This window comes from Paraburkholderia sp. Cy-641 (genome assembly GCF_011752945.1).
Taxonomy (GTDB): Bacteria; Pseudomonadota; Gammaproteobacteria; order Burkholderiales; family Burkholderiaceae; genus Paraburkholderia.
Genome location: NZ_VWWM01000039.1, coordinates 1 through 14,445, shown reverse-complemented (window position 1 = coordinate 14,445; position 14,445 = coordinate 1). Strand labels below are relative to the sequence as shown.

Here is a 14,445-nt window from a genome sequence, read left to right as displayed (position 1 = left end):
TATGCGGTCGAGGTGCTTTTAGAGTGTGCAGCCGTTCATTCCCCCCGCATCTTCCTCCCCTGCTCACGAATCATCTCCAGCGTCGCCGCAGGCGTGCTCGCCTCCTGCGGCATGCGAATCTCGATCACCGCCGGCAACTGCGATTCGATCGCGCGTTGCAATGCCGGCAGAAAATCTTCGGTACGCTCGACGGTCTCGCCATGCGCGCCGAACGAGCGCGCGAATGCCGCGAAGTCCGGGTTCGTGAGGCCGGTGCCATGCACGCGATGCGGATAGTGCCGCTCCTGATGCATGCGGATCGTGCCGAAGTGGCTGTTGTTGACGACGATGAACAGCACGCGCAGGTCGTACTGCATCGCCGTCGCGAGTTCCTGGGCCGCCATCATGAAGCAGCCGTCGCCGGCGAGCGCGACCACCGCGCGTTGCGGATACAGCGACTTCGCCGCGAGCGCCGCCGGCACGCCGTAGCCCATCGCGCCGCTCGTCGGCGCAAGCTGCGAGCGGAAGTGCCGATACGAGAAATGCCGATGCAGCCACGTCGCGTAATTGCCGGCGCCGTTCGTGAGGATCGCGTCATCGGGCAGGTGCGCGCGTAATTGCTGGATCACTTCGCCCATCTGCACGTCGCCGGGAATCGGCCGCGGCTTGCGCCATTCCAGATACGCGCGATGCGCTTCCGCGGCGGCGCCCGCCCAGGCGGGCGTGCCGGACGACGACGGCTTCAGCTCCGCCAGCATCGCGGCCAGCTCGGGCATGCCGGACACGATCGGCAGATCGGCCGCATACACACGCCCGAGTTCTTCTGCGCCCTGATGCACGTGCACGAGCGTCTGCTTCGTCTTCGGAATGTCGAGCAGCGTGTAGCCGTTCGTGGTGGCTTCGCCGAGACGCGGACCGAGCGCGAGCAGCACGTCGGCGTCGCGGATGCGCTGCGCGAGCGCGGGATTGATGCCGAGGCCGACGTCGCCCGCATAGTTCGGATGCTCGTTATCGAAGGTGTCCTGGAAGCGGAACGCGAGGCCGATCGGCAACTGCCAGTTTTCGATGAAACGGCGCAGGTCCGCGCAGGCGGCCGGCGTCCAGCCGCTGCCGCCCGCGATCACCATCGGCCGTTGCGCGCCGTCGAGCAACTGGCGCAGCGTCTCCATCTGCGCGGCGGACGGCGACGCCGCCACGCGCTGATAAGCGGGCGCGCCGGGCACCGCGTCGCATGCCTCGCTCAACACGTCTTCGGGCAACGACAGCACGACCGGTCCCGGCCGGCCCGAGGTGGCCGTGTGAAACGCGTGGCTCAGGTATTCGGGAATGCGCTTCGGGTCGTCGATCTGCGCGACCCACTTCGCCATCTGGCCGAACATGCGCCGATAGTCGATCTCCTGAAACGCCTCGCGTTCGAGATGCTCGCGTGCGCACTGGCCGATCAGCAGGATCATCGGCGTCGAGTCCTGAAACGCCGTGTGCACGCCGATCGATGCATGCGTCGCGCCCGGCCCGCGCGTAACGAGCGCGACACCGGGCCGGCCGGTCAGCTTGCCGACCGCTTCGGCCATGTTCGCGGCGGCCGCCTCGTGACGGCAGACGACCGTCTGGATGCGCGCGGTTTCGTCATGCAGCGAATCGAGCACGGCGAGGAAGCTTTCGCCGGGCACGCAAAATACGCGTTCGACGCCATGCGTGAGCAACGCATCGACGACGAGGCGCGCGCCGGTCGTGCGCGCGAGGGGGGAAACGGAAACGTTGGAAGCGGGAGCATTCGACAGCGACATGGCGAGGAAGCCTCCTGGCAGCGCGTGAGCGCAATGGAATGAGGCCGCACCGACGCAATGTGCGAGCGCAGCCGATGGGCGGTTCGACAGCTTACGCCGGGCGCGCGTGCGCTGTCACGGCGCGGCGGGAACGCGGCAGGCACCGCCGCGTTCAACACTCGACGATATTCACCGCCAGGCCGCCGCGCGACGTTTCCTTGTACTTGGTCTTCATGTCCGCGCCGGTTTCGCGCATCGTCTTGATGACCGAATCGAGCGATACGTAGTGGCTGCCGTCGCCGCGCAACGCCATGCGCGCCGCATTGACGGCTTTCACCGACGCCATCGCATTGCGCTCGATGCACGGAATCTGCACCATGCCGCCGACCGGATCGCAGGTGAGCCCGAGGTTGTGTTCCATGCCGATTTCGGCCGCATTCTCGACCTGCTGCGGCGTGCCGCCCATCACCGCGGCGAGTGCGCCGGCCGCCATCGAGCAGGCCACGCCCACTTCGCCCTGGCAGCCCACTTCCGCGCCCGAAATCGACGCGTTGAGCTTGTAGAGAATGCCGATCGCGGCGGCCGTCATCAGGAAGTCGATCACGCCCTGCTCGTTCGCGTTCGGCATGAAGCGCGTGTAGTAGTGCAGCACGGCCGGGATGATGCCGGCCGCGCCGTTGGTCGGCGCGGTGACGACGCGCCCGCCCGCGGCGTTCTCCTCGTTGACGGCGATCGCATAGAGGTTGATCCAGTCGACCATCGAGAGCGGATCCTGCAACGCGCGTTCGGGATGGCCCGTCAGCGCGCGATACAGCTGCGGCGCGCGCCGCTTCACCTGGAACGGACCGGGTAGATGGCCGTCGGCATCGGGATTGTTGATGCCGCAGCCGCGTGCGACGCATGCCTGCATCACGTCCCAGATTTTCAGCAGGCCCGCGCGCGTTTCTTCTTCGGTGTGCCAGGCGCGCTCGTTTTCCCGCATCAGTTGCGCGATGCTCTTGCCGCTCGACGCGCACAGCGCGAGCAACTCGTTGGCGGTGCGGAACGAATACGGCAATTGATCGACGGCGCTCAGCACCTTCGTGTTCGGCGCGCCGGCCGTCACCACGAAGCCGCCGCCGACCGACAGATAAGTCGATTCGCGCAGCGTCGCGCCTTGCGCGTCGAATGCGTGCAGTTTCAGGCCGTTCGGATGCTCGGGCAGCGCCTGACGATAGAACGCGATGTGCTCCTTCAGCACGAACGGCACGTCATGCGTGCCGAGCAGCGCGAGCTTGCGCGACACGCGCACCGCTTCGAGCCGCTGCGTGATCGTTTCCGGATTGACGGTGTCGGGCGCATCGCCCATCAGGCCGAGCATGACGCCGCGATCGGTGCCGTGCCCTTTGCCGGTCGCGCCGAGCGAGCCGTACAGCTCGGCTTTCACCGACGCGGTGGCGTCGAGCAGCCCGTCGCGCTCGAGTCCCTGGACGAACATCAGCGCCGCGCGCATCGGCCCGACGGTGTGCGAGCTGGACGGACCAATGCCGATTTTGAAGAGATCGAAGACGCTGACTGCCATGTACTGCTCCTGCTGCGTAGATAAATAGTTTAGCGCGCCGGCAGCGGCAAACACACGGCGAGCCACGCGGGCGGCGTCGGTGCGAGCTGCAGCGCGATGGGCGTAAAGCGCCCGTCGAGACGCGCCGCCAGGTGAAACAGTTCCGTCGCGCTTTTCGGGTCCCATGGGCCCGCGTAGCCGGGCAAGCCGGCCTCGCGACGTTTCGTGTCGAACGGAATGTTCGAATGCACGAATTCCTCATGCGTCTGGGTGCCCATGGCGAACGGCACGAGCCAGTTCAGCGCGGCGAGCAGCGTCGCGCCGTTCGCGCCCTTCTCCTGCAGCCAGTTGCGGTTGTGGCGGCGCGCGGCGAGCGCGGCCGTCACGAGCGGTTGCAGATCGTAGGCCACGTAGCGCAGCGCGTCGCGCTCGCCGAAATCGATCGTCGAGCCGTCCGGCGCGACGTTGTCGCCGATATGCTCGACGAACAGCCGTTGCGCGGCGTTGATCATCTTGCGATTGTCGAGCGTGAACGCGGCCATCGCGATCAGCTTGATGCGGTGGCTCTGCCAATTGTTGCGGAACGTGCCCGTAAGCGGCCGCGGCTGCGCGTCGATCTGCGCGATGTAGCCGCTCGCGAGTTTCGTCAGGAAGGCCATTGCCGCGTTGCGGGTTTTGACGGGCAGCGCGCTCGCGGTCATGTCGTACGCGAGGATCAGCCCTTCGAAATGCGTCTCGTCGATCGGATTGAAGCTCGGCTGATAGGTCGTGACCCAGGCATAGAGCAGACGGTCGACGAGCTTGAGGAAGCGGTCGTCGCTGGTTGCGCGCCACGCCAGCGCGGCGTCGCGCAGCAGGTCGAGGTCCTGTTCCGCTTCGACGCTCTGATCGTAGATGCCCTCGTGCGGCAACGTGCCCTCGGTGTGCAGTTTCGCGAGCGCATGCGGCTGCTCGTTCAGATGCGCCTGCACATTGCTGACGAGTGCCTTGACGCCGGGATCGGCATGGGTGCGCTCGCTGGTTTGCAGCGCGGGCGCCGCGCAGAAATTCATCGCGGCCTGTGCCTCGCGCAGCGGCAGCAGCGCGGCCGCGCCGGCCAGCAGCATGACGTAGGCGGCCCGCCACGAACGGGCGGCGGCGGCCCGGCTTTGCATCGATCGCACCTTTCGCGCCATGCGGAACTCCTCGTTAGGCTGATTCGGTGTGTGATGTTAGCCGTTTGCGGCCCTCAACGACAGGACTGCGCGTGGGCCGCGCCGCGTCCGCTCATGGACGCCGATGCCGACGCCGAGCAGGCTTCACCGCGTCGCGCCGCCTGCTCGCGCGTGCTATGCGCACGGCAGGCGGTGGGCGCGCGACTTACTCGTAATCCGCGATCGGCACGCACGAGCAGAACAGGTTGCGGTCGCCGTACACGTTGTCCGCGCGGCCGACCGGCGGCCAGTACTTCTTCGCGATCAGCGTCTTCAGCGGATAGGCAGCGGTTTCGCGCGCATACGCATGCTTCCAGTCGTCGGCGATCACGACCGCCGCCGTGTGCGGCGCGTGTTTGAGCGGATTGTCCTCGCGGTCCGAACGGCCTTCCTCGACCGCGCGGATTTCCTCGCGGATCGCGATCATCGCCTCGATGAAGCGATCGAGCTCTTCCTTCGACTCCGACTCGGTCGGCTCGACCATCAGCGTGCCCGGCACCGGGAAGCTCATGGTCGGCGCGTGGAAGCCGTAGTCGGCGAGGCGCTTGGCGACGTCGTCGACGGTGATGCCGCTCGTGTCCTTGATGGGACGCAGATCGAGAATGCACTCGTGCGCGACGAGGCCGCCGGGGCCCGAGTACAGCACCGGATAGTGCGGCGCGAGTTTGTTGGCGACATAGTTCGCGTTGAGAATCGCGGTTTCGGTCGCGGCGGTCAGGTTTTTCGCGCCCATCATCGCGATGTACATCCACGAGATTGGCAGGATCGAGGCCGAGCCGTACGGCGCGCCCGACACCGCGCCGATGCCTTGCGGCGCGCGTTCGTAACCGGAGGCAGTCTGGTTCGGCAGGAACTGCGCGAGGTGCGCGCCGACCGCGACCGGGCCGACGCCCGGACCGCCGCCGCCGTGCGGAATGCAGAAGGTCTTGTGCAGGTTCAGGTGCGAGACGTCGCCGCCGAACTGACCCGGCGCGCACAGGCCGACCATCGCGTTCATGTTCGCGCCGTCCACGTACACCTGGCCGCCGTGCGCATGCACGATCTCGCAGATTTCGCGCACGTTCGCCTCGAACACGCCGTGCGTCGACGGATACGTAATCATGATCGCGGCGAGCTTATCGGCGTGCTGCGCGGCTTTCTTCTTCAGGTCTTCGATATCGACGTTGCCCTGCGCGTCGCATGCCACGACCACGACCTGCATGCCGGCCATCTGCGCCGACGCCGGGTTCGTGCCGTGCGCCGAGGCGGGAATCAGGCAGACGTTGCGATGCGCTTCGCCGCGCGACGCGTGATATGCGTGGATGATGAGCAGACCCGCGTACTCGCCTTGCGAGCCCGCGTTCGGTTGCAGCGACACGGCCGCATAACCGGTGGCTGCGACCAGCATCTGTTCGAGCTGATCGATCATCTCGCGGTAGCCGACGGTTTGCTCGGCCGGCGCGAACGGGTGAATCTGACCGAACTCGGGCCACGTGACCGGCAGCATTTCCGAGGTCGCATTGAGCTTCATCGTGCAGGAGCCGAGCGGGATCATCGAGCGGTCGAGCGCGAGGTCCTTGTCCGACAGGCTGCGCAGATAGCGCAGCATTTCCGTTTCCGAATGATGACGGTTGAACACGTGGTGCGTGAGGTACGCGCTCGTGCGTTCGAGCGCGGCCGGCACCGACGCGGTGTTCGCCGCGGTCAGCGCCGAGTCGAGCGCGTCGACTTGCGGCACGTCCTTCGCTCCTGCGGCCTGTGCGAACACCGCGAGCAGATCGGCGAGATCGCCGCGCGTGGTGGTTTCGTCGACGGACACGCCGACTTGCGTGTCGCTGACGCGGCGCAGGTTGATGCGCTGCGCCTTCGCGGCGTCGTGCAGCGCTTGCGTACGCACGCCGCTGTTGAACGTGAGCGTGTCGAAGAAGGTCTCGTTCGCGAGCGTGTAGCCGAGTTGCTGCGCGCCTGCGGCGAGCAGCGCGGCGACGCGGTTCACGCGCAGCGCGATCGTCTTCAGGCCGCGCGGGCCGTGATAGACCGCATACATGCTCGCCATGATCGCGAGCAGCGCCTGCGCGGTACACACGTTCGAGGTCGCCTTCTCGCGGCGGATGTGCTGTTCGCGCGTTTGCAGCGCGAGACGCAGCGCGGGATTGCCTTGCGCGTCCACGGTCACGCCGACGAGGCGCCCCGGCATCTGCCGCTTGAATTCGTCGCGCACAGCGAGGTACGCGGCATGCGGGCCGCCGAAGCCGACCGGCACGCCGAAACGCTGCGTGTTGCCGACCGCCACGTCCGCGCCCCATTCGCCCGGCGGCGTGAGCAGCGTCAGCGCGAGCAGGTCGGCGGCGGCGACCACGTGGCCGCCCGCCGCGTGGATCGCTTCGGTCAGCGCGCGGTAGTCGCGCACGTCGCCGTTCACGCCCGGGTATTGCAGCAGCACGCCGAATGCGTTCGCATTCGCGGCTTCGGCGGCCGGGCCCACCTTTACTTCGATGCCGACCGGCGTCGCGCGCGTCTTCACGACTTCGATGGTTTGCGGCAGCACGTCGTCGGCGACGAAGAACACGTTCGACTTCGGCTTGCCGACGCGTTGCAGCAGCGTCATCGCTTCGGCGGCGGCGGTCGCTTCGTCGAGCAGCGACGCGTTCGAGATCGCGAGGCCGGTCAGGTCGGTGACCATCTGCTGGAAGTTCAGCAGCGCTTCCAGACGGCCTTGGGAAATTTCAGGCTGATACGGCGTGTACGCGGTGTACCACGCCGGATTTTCGAGCACGTTGCGCAGGATCACCGTCGGCGTATGGGCGTTGTAATAGCCCTGGCCGATGTAGGAGCGAAACACCTGGTTCCTGTCCGCGAGCTCGCGCAGCGCGGCGAGCGCCTCGGCTTCGCTCTTGGGCTGCGCGAAGGGGCCGAGCGGCAGCGCTTCGGTGCGGCGGATCGTCTGCGGGATGACGGCGTCGATCAATGCCGCGCGCGACGCGAAGCCGAGTGCTTCGAGCATCGCTTGCTGGTCGGCCGCATCCGGGCCGATATGCCGTTCGGCGAAGGCGTCGTGCACTTCGAGTGCGGCAAGCGAGAGAGGAGTGCGGTTCATCAGACGATCCGGGTGTTCGAGCTTCATGGGTGTTCCTGGTGGCGCGGCGCACGCCGTGTTGTGTGCGCCGCGCCGGACGGTTAAAACGGACTGCGAGTCAGGCGCCGATTCGGCGGGCGACTCAGGCGCCGATCGACTTCGCGTAGGCGTCGGCGTCGATCAGGCGGTCGAGTGCCGCGCCGTCGGCCGGCTTGATCTTGAAGAGCCAGCTGTCGTACGGCGCGCTGTTGACCGAGTCGGGCGAGTCGGCGACGGCCGTGTTCGCTTCGATGATCTCGCCCGCGACCGGCAAGTAGATGTCGGAAGCGGCCTTCACCGATTCGATGACGGCGACGGTGTCGCCGGCGTTCAAGCTTTTGCCCAGTTCCTGGACTTCGAAGAAGACGATGTCGCCGAGCGCTTCCTGCGCGTGGTCGGTGATGCCGACCGTCAGCGTGCCGTCCGCTTCGGTGCGGACCCATTCGTGCGATTCGGTGTATTTCAGATCGGCCGGGATGCTCATCGGATGCTCCTATGCGTGGTTCGGTAGTGACTTGAATGGGGGGCGTGCGCCGGCTGCTTAAACCGCCAGCACCTTGCCGTTGCGCACGAATGGCAGTTTTACCACGCTTGCGGGGCAGGCTTTGTCGCGAATCTGGACCTGCACGGTATCGCCCGGCTGCACGCCTTGCGGCACGCGCGCGAAGGCGATCGATTCCTGCATGGTCGGGGAAAACGTGCCGCTCGTGATTTCGCCTTCGCCGTGCGGCGTGACGACTTTCTGATGCGCGCGCAGCACGCCCGCGGCCTTGCCGTTTTCCTTCAGCAGGATCAGGCCGACAAACGCGGCGCGCGAGCCGTCGGCTTCGAGCCGGCTCTTGCCGACGAAGTCGCGCGGCGCGGCGAGGTCGACGGTCCAGGCGAGGCCGGCGTCGAGCGGCGAGACGGTGTCGTCCATGTCCTGACCGTACAGGTTCATGCCGGCTTCGAGGCGCAGCGTGTCGCGCGCGCCGAGACCGGCCGGGCGCACGCCCTGGGCGGCAAGCGCATTCCACAGCGCTTCGACGTGCGTGGCCGGCACGATGATCTCGAAGCCGTCTTCGCCGGTGTAGCCGGTGCGCGCGACGGTCAGTTCGCCGAACGGCGTGCCGTCGACGCGCGCGGCGTTGAACGGCTTCAGCGCTTCGGTGGCGGCGCGCGCGGCCGGCACGGTTTGCCAGGCTTTTTCGCGCGCGTTCGGGCCTTGCACTGCGACGATCGCGAGGTCGCGGCGCGGCGTGATGGCGAGGCCGAAGCCGCCTTCGGCATTGAGCTGGCCGAACCAGGCGAGGTCTTTGTCGGCGGTGCCGGCGTTGACGACCACGCGGAAGTGGTCTTCGCCGAAGTAATAGACGATCAGATCGTCGATCACGCCGCCTTGCGGGTTCAGCATGCAGGAGTAGAGCGCGCGGCCCGGCGTTTGCAGCTTCGCGACGTTGTTCGCGAGCGCGTATTCGAAGAACGCGCGCACGCGTTCGCCGGTGAAGTCGACCACGCACATGTGGGAGACGTCGAACATGCCGGCGTCGGTACGCACCGCGCGATGTTCCTCGATCTGCGAGCCGTAGTTGACGGGCATGTCCCAGCCGCCGAAGTCGACCATGCGGGCGTTGAGCGCGCGGTGAGCGGCGTGGAGCGGGGTGTGTTTGAGTTCGGTCATGGGGCCTCGGGCGTCTCGCGAAACAAAAAAGGCCATGCGGCGCAACGCCTCGCGGCCGTGTGCCTGCGAGCGTGATCCTGCATGACCCCTCTGTCCTCGATACCTGAGAGATTGCGCTGCCGCGGCCGGCTCGATGAGCCCGATTCGTCACGGTGAAACGCGCGCCCCTTCGGTGGGCAGCCTGCCTGCTGTGCACGATGTGCGACGCGGATGGCTACTGCCGCTCTCCAGAGTGCGAAAAAACCGCCGGAAGGCGGGTTTTTTCGACGCGGTCGGTCCTTTTGCCTGAGAGTTTGCGGGTGTGCCCCTTCGGCGGCGCGGCCTGCGATTTTTCGCTTGCCGGCGCGCTCTCCCGACGCGTGCGGCGAATTTACGCGACGGGCCGGGGCTTGTCAAATCAAGGCTCGTGACCGTGATGGCGACTGCGGCGGCGGCTTCGCGGCGCAAAAAAAGCGCGGGACGTGATGCTCGCGCTTTCGATTGCCACTGCTTCCGCTGCTACGCGGCTACCGGTTCATGACCGGTAGCCGGCGGCAGGTAACGGGCAGGCGACCGGCGCTGGCCCGGTTTGCCCGGCTGGCTGCCGGCGGCGCCTTCTCGCGTTTATTCGCCGATCGCGTGCGCCGCGTTGTCCAGCTCCTGATTCAACACGCGCTGCTCGTCTGCGGACAAACCGCCGCCGTGTTGCGCGGCCATGTCGTGCGCTTCCTGGCGGATCGTGTCCAGACGATGATGCAGCGCGCCACCTTGCGGCGGCGGGTAGTAGCCCTGGTTCACATGGGCGTCGATCCGGTGCGAGAGATTGTCGATCCGGCCATCGACCTGACGCAGGCGTTGATCCGCGATCTGCTGCGGGCTAGGACCAGGGTGCGGCGCGGGCGGAGGCGGCACCACGCAGGCGGCGAGGGAACTGAGCAGGGCGCATGCGGCCAGGGCTCGGATGGTACGAGGCATGGATTCTCCGTAGGTCGTTGTCGTGATTTGGGTGCTACTCCGCTAGCAACGGATGATGGCGGGTGCTCGCTGACCAGCCGGCGGGCAAATTTGTAACGTTATGTTCCTTTCTGGACTGTCAGCGAAGCCCGATCCGACGGGCTTCGCGACCCGATCCGCCACGCCGTTTGGGGTACACAAAACGGCGCGGCGCGCAGCCGGGCGCGTCAGCGCACGCGCTCGAACGGCAAGCGCACGCCCTGTTCGGAGCTGCGTTCCGCCAGTTCGACGAGCGTCATGACGTCGACCGCGTCCTGTGCGCTGACCGGGAACGCCACGCCGTTCTGGATCGCGTCGGCGAGCGCAATATAGAAGCCCACGTATTCGCCGTTGCGGGTCGGCCATTCGCGCTCGACTTCCTGGTCGCCTTCCAGCACGCGCAGCACGCCGGGCGTATTGCCGGCGCCGAAGCCTTCGTCGCCGGGACGCAGCCCCGCCTTCAGCTGATCTTCCTGCGTGTCGAGACAGTACTTCACGTAACTGCCGCGCGTTCCGTGGATGGCAAAGCGCGGGCCCGGCAGCGAGGTCAGCGCGCTCGCGTGCAGCACGACTTCGAACTCGCCGTAGCCGAGCTGGATATGCACGTAGTCGGGCGCGCTCGCGGCGTCGCGATGCGTGCGCACGGTTGCCGAGACCGTCTGCGGTGCGCCGAACAGCGCGAGTGCCTGGTCGATCAGATGCGGGCCGAGATCGAACAGCAGGCCGCCGCCGCGCGTGACGTCTTCGCGCCAGCGCTGACGCACGCCCGGGCGGAAGCGGTCGAAGTGCGATTCGTACTGCGTGACGCGGCCCAGTTCCACGCGCGCGAGCAGATCGCGCACGGTCAGGAAGTCGCCGTCCCAACGGCGGTTGTGAAAGGGCGCGAACAGCTTGCCGCGCGCGAGCGCGATATTGGCGAGCGTGTGGGCGTCGGCGGCGGACAGCGTGACCGGCTTGTCGACCACCACGTGCTTGCCGGCTTCTAGCGTGCGGCGCGCGAGGTCGAAGTGCGTGTCGTTGGGCGTCGCGATCACCACGCAGTCGATTTCGTCGAGCGCGAGCAGCGCGTCGAGGTCCGCGACGATCTTCGCGTGCGGATAGTCGGCCCGCGCGCGCTCGGGCTGCCCGGTCGCGATGGCGGCGACGCTCGCGCGCCCGCAATGTTCGATCACCGGTGCGTGAAACGTCGCGCCGGCGAAGCCGTAGCCCATCAATCCAATCTTCAGCGATGCGGACATGCGTGTCTTCCTGCAAAAACGGCGCGCCGCTTTGCCACCGCGGCGACGGCGCGCAACGTCCTCATTGTGGCATTTGTCGGATGGACTGGGGAGCCGCGGCGAGATTGCCGCGGCGGCGCGCGGCGGTAGTTCGCGAAGGCATCGATCGCGGATAACTGTCGTGGATAACCGTCGAGGTCAGCCGTCGGGTCAACCGTGTTAACATCGCTGCTCTCGCGCGAAGCGCGCCGCGCAGGACGCCGGTTGCAGGCGGCGGCGTCGCGCCGCGCAGCATCTCCTGGGGCCTTCGGCCGGCGTCTCGCGCCGCGGCGATTCTCGACAGCCCTCAACCGTATTACCCATCCACAGACGATGTCCGCAGGCCTGAACCCCGCCCAAAGTGAAGCGGTCCGTTATCTCGACGGCCCCTGTCTCGTGCTCGCTGGCGCGGGCAGCGGCAAGACGCGCGTGATTACGCAGAAAATCGCGCACCTGATCGAAGCGAAGGGCTTCGAGCCGCGCCACATCGCGGCCGTCACGTTCACGAACAAGGCGGCGGCGGAAATGCGCGAGCGCGTCGGCAAGCTGCTCGAAGGCAAGACGTTGACCACGCCCGGCAAGGAAGGCCGCAAGGTGCCCGTGAACCAGCTGACGGTGTGTACCTTCCACTCGCTCGGCGTGCAGATTCTGCGGCAGGAAGCGGAGCACGTCGGCCTGAAGCCGCAGTTCTCGATCATGGATTCCGACGACTGCTTCGGTATGATCCAGGAGCAGGTCGGCTCGACGGACAAGGGCTTCATCCGCAAGATCCAGTCGATCATCTCGTTGTGGAAGAACGGCCTCATCATGCCCGAGCAGGCGATCGCGACGGCCTCGACCGAGGACGAGCATCAGGCGGCGATCGTCTATCGCAACTACGTGGCGACGCTGCACGCGTACCAGGCGGTCGATTTCGACGATCTGATCCGCCTGCCCGCCGAGCTGTTCGCGAACAGCGAGCCGGTGCGCGACCGCTGGCAGAACAAGCTGCGCTATCTGCTGATCGACGAGTATCAGGACACCAACGCGTGCCAGTACGAACTCGTGAAGCTGCTCGCGGGCAAGCGTGCGGCGTTCACGGCGGTCGGCGACGACGATCAGGCGATCTACGGCTGGCGCGGCGCGACCCTCGAAAACCTCGGCCAGCTCGGCAAGGATTTCCCGAACCTGCATCTGATCAAGCTCGAACAGAACTACCGCTCGACGGTGCGCATCCTGACCGCCGCCAATAACGTGATCGCGAACAACCCGAAGCTGTTCGAGAAGAAGCTGTGGTCCGAGCACGGCATGGGCGACACGATCACCGTGACGGGCTGCAACGACGAGGAGCACGAGGCGGAGTCGGTGGTGTTTCGCCTGTCCGCGCACAAGTTCGAGCGGCGCACGAATTTCCGCGACTACGCGATCCTCTATCGCGGCAACTTCCAGGCGCGCATCTTCGAGCAGGTGCTGCGCCGCGAGCGGATTCCGTACGTGCTGTCGGGTGGCCAGTCGTTCTTCGACAAGGCCGAGATCAAGGACATCTGCGCGTATCTGCGACTGATCGCCAACGCGAACGACGACCCCGCGTTCATCCGCGCGATCACGACGCCGCGCCGCGGCGTCGGCAATACGACGCTCGAAGCGCTCGGCGCGTTCGCGGGGCAGGCGAAGGTGTCGCTGTTCGAGGCGGTTTATATGGGCGGCATCGAGGCGCGCCTGTCGCCGCGCCAGATCGAGCCGATGCGCGCGTTCTGCGACTTCATGCAGCGCCTGACCGAGCGCGCGGAAAAGGACGCGGCGGGCACGCTGCTCGATGAACTGATGGAGGCGATCCATTACGAGGCGTATCTGTACGACGCGTTCGACGAACGCCAGGCGCAGGCGAAGTGGCAGAACGTGCTCGAATTCATGGAGTGGCTCAAGCGCAAGGGCACGAAGGAAGAACCCGGGCACGGCAGCGAGAGCCAGGCGACCGGTTACGACAGCGCCGACGGCTTTGGCGACACCGGCAAGAACCTGCTCGGCCTGATCCAGACGGTCGCGCTGATGTCGATGCTCGAAGGCCGCGAGGAAGATCCCGATGCGGTGCGCCTGTCGACCGTGCATGCGTCGAAGGGGCTCGAGTATCCGCATGTGTTTCTGGTCGGCGTCGAGGAAGGCATCATGCCGCATCGCGGCGGCCCCGACGACGAACCGATCGACGACGCGCGCATCGAGGAAGAACGCCGCCTGATGTACGTCGCGATCACGCGCGCGCAGCGCAGCCTGCATCTGAACTGGTGCAAGAAGCGCAAGCGGGCGAGAGAGACGATCGTCTGCGAGCCGTCGCGCTTTATCAACGAAATGCTGCTCGACGATGCGCCGCCGCCGACGCCCGAGGAAGCGCCGATGTCGCCGAAGGATCGGCTCGCGAGTTTGAAGGCGTTGTTGCAGAAGGCTTGAGCGGGTGTTGGCGGTGTGGTCCGCTGCCTGCTGCTTCGGCGATTGGGTGATTGGGCGGTTTTTCCGGCGATGGCGCCGGATGCGTGTGAGTTACTCCACCTGCCTTCGTTATTGGCGGTTTTCCGGGGCGGCTCGTGTCGGAACGCGCAGCACATAAAAAATCCCTGCCGTGCGTTACCGCAAGGCAGGGATTTTTCGTTTCGCGACTTGTGTATGCCGCCAGCGACGCGCTTTGCCAGGCGTTTACTTCGCCGCGCTGACCATATAGTCCACGGCGGCTTTCACGTCCGCATCCGACGCGTTCGAGCCGCCCTTCGGCGGCATCGCACCCTTGCCGTGCAGCGCGTAGTTGTAGACGGTGTCCATCGGGTCCTTGAGACGCGGCGCCCACGCTTCCTTGTCGCCGAATTTCGGTGCGTTCAGCACGCCGGCTGCGTGACAGGCCTGGCAAACGGCCTGATACAGCGCCTTGCCGGCCTGCGAGGCGTCCGCGCTTTGCGCGCCGCCCGCTGCCGGGGCGGGCGTTTGCGGCACGTTGGCCATTGCCGCCATGGCCGCGGA

At 66.7% G+C, this 14,445-nt stretch carries 10 protein-coding genes and 2 riboswitches; of the genes, 1 reads left to right on the top strand and 9 read right to left on the bottom strand.

Features of this window, described 5'->3' with window-relative positions:
- Positions 1–35 precede the first annotated feature (35 nt).
- The 8 genes from F3J20_RS20830 to F3J20_RS20795 all read right to left on the bottom strand — a co-directional run bounded on the left by F3J20_RS20830 (position 36) and on the right by F3J20_RS20795 (position 11,442).
- The gene (locus F3J20_RS20830) at positions 36–1,766 is read right to left on the bottom strand and encodes a thiamine pyrophosphate-binding protein (protein WP_167284397.1); all 1,731 of its coding nucleotides are present in this window, start codon (positions 1,764–1,766) and stop codon (positions 36–38) included.
- Between the two features lie 151 nt (positions 1,767–1,917).
- Positions 1,918–3,306 carry an L-serine ammonia-lyase gene (locus F3J20_RS20825; protein ID WP_167284396.1) on the bottom strand — a complete coding sequence of 463 codons (1,389 nt, stop codon included), beginning with the start codon at positions 3,304–3,306 and terminating at the stop codon, positions 1,918–1,920.
- Between the two features lie 29 nt (positions 3,307–3,335).
- The gene (locus F3J20_RS20820; protein ID WP_167049028.1) at positions 3,336–4,460 is read right to left on the bottom strand and encodes an alginate lyase family protein; all 1,125 of its coding nucleotides are present in this window, start codon (positions 4,458–4,460) and stop codon (positions 3,336–3,338) included.
- Positions 4,461–4,644: 184 nt separating this feature from the next.
- Entirely contained in the window at positions 4,645–7,581 is a 2,937-nt protein-coding gene (gene gcvP / locus F3J20_RS20815; RefSeq protein ID WP_167284395.1) for an aminomethyl-transferring glycine dehydrogenase, read from the bottom strand.
- 94 nt (positions 7,582–7,675) lie between these two features.
- Positions 7,676–8,056, bottom strand: coding sequence for a glycine cleavage system protein GcvH (gcvH, locus tag F3J20_RS20810; RefSeq protein WP_167049024.1), 381 nt, complete (start codon positions 8,054–8,056; stop codon positions 7,676–7,678).
- A gap of 57 nt (positions 8,057–8,113) precedes the next feature.
- A complete protein-coding gene (gene gcvT, locus F3J20_RS20805) occupies positions 8,114–9,232 on the bottom strand; it encodes a glycine cleavage system aminomethyltransferase GcvT (RefSeq protein WP_167284394.1) in 1,119 nt (372 codons plus the stop codon).
- An 80-nt stretch (positions 9,233–9,312) separates the two neighbouring features.
- Positions 9,313–9,473, bottom strand: a riboswitch (glycine riboswitch).
- A 21-nt stretch (positions 9,474–9,494) separates the two neighbouring features.
- A riboswitch (glycine riboswitch) is annotated at positions 9,495–9,597 on the bottom strand.
- A gap of 238 nt (positions 9,598–9,835) precedes the next feature.
- Positions 9,836–10,186, bottom strand: coding sequence for a hypothetical protein (locus F3J20_RS20800; protein ID WP_167049020.1), 351 nt, complete (start codon positions 10,184–10,186; stop codon positions 9,836–9,838).
- A gap of 206 nt (positions 10,187–10,392) precedes the next feature.
- Positions 10,393–11,442, bottom strand: coding sequence for an oxidoreductase (locus tag F3J20_RS20795; RefSeq protein ID WP_167284393.1), 1,050 nt, complete (start codon positions 11,440–11,442; stop codon positions 10,393–10,395).
- Positions 11,443–11,793: 351 nt separating this feature from the next.
- On the opposite strand from F3J20_RS20795, the gene F3J20_RS20790 reads away from it, so the two are divergent.
- Positions 11,794–13,884: a UvrD-helicase domain-containing protein gene (locus F3J20_RS20790; RefSeq protein WP_167284392.1), complete on the top strand. Its 2,091-nt coding sequence runs from the start codon at positions 11,794–11,796 to the stop codon at positions 13,882–13,884.
- A gap of 243 nt (positions 13,885–14,127) precedes the next feature.
- Here F3J20_RS20790 and F3J20_RS20785 read toward each other — a convergent pair.
- Positions 14,128–14,445 (bottom strand): c-type cytochrome (locus F3J20_RS20785; RefSeq protein ID WP_167284391.1); only part of this gene is annotated, 318 nt, incomplete at its 5' end.

Coding starts and splice junctions, on each gene's coding strand:
- F3J20_RS20830 (WP_167284397.1), bottom strand. CDS start 1,766: ATGTCGCTGTCGAATGCTCCCGCTTCCAACGTTTCCGTTTCCCCCCTC.
- F3J20_RS20825 (WP_167284396.1), bottom strand. CDS start 3,306: ATGGCAGTCAGCGTCTTCGATCTCTTCAAAATCGGCATTGGTCCGTCC.
- F3J20_RS20820 (WP_167049028.1), bottom strand. CDS start 4,460: ATGGCGCGAAAGGTGCGATCGATGCAAAGCCGGGCCGCCGCCGCCCGT.
- gcvP (WP_167284395.1), bottom strand. CDS start 7,581: ATGAAGCTCGAACACCCGGATCGTCTGATGAACCGCACTCCTCTCTCG.
- gcvH (WP_167049024.1), bottom strand. CDS start 8,056: ATGAGCATCCCGGCCGATCTGAAATACACCGAATCGCACGAATGGGTC.
- gcvT (WP_167284394.1), bottom strand. CDS start 9,232: ATGACCGAACTCAAACACACCCCGCTCCACGCCGCTCACCGCGCGCTC.
- F3J20_RS20800 (WP_167049020.1), bottom strand. CDS start 10,186: ATGCCTCGTACCATCCGAGCCCTGGCCGCATGCGCCCTGCTCAGTTCC.
- F3J20_RS20795 (WP_167284393.1), bottom strand. CDS start 11,442: ATGTCCGCATCGCTGAAGATTGGATTGATGGGCTACGGCTTCGCCGGC.
- F3J20_RS20790 (WP_167284392.1), top strand. CDS start 11,794: ATGTCCGCAGGCCTGAACCCCGCCCAAAGTGAAGCGGTCCGTTATCTC.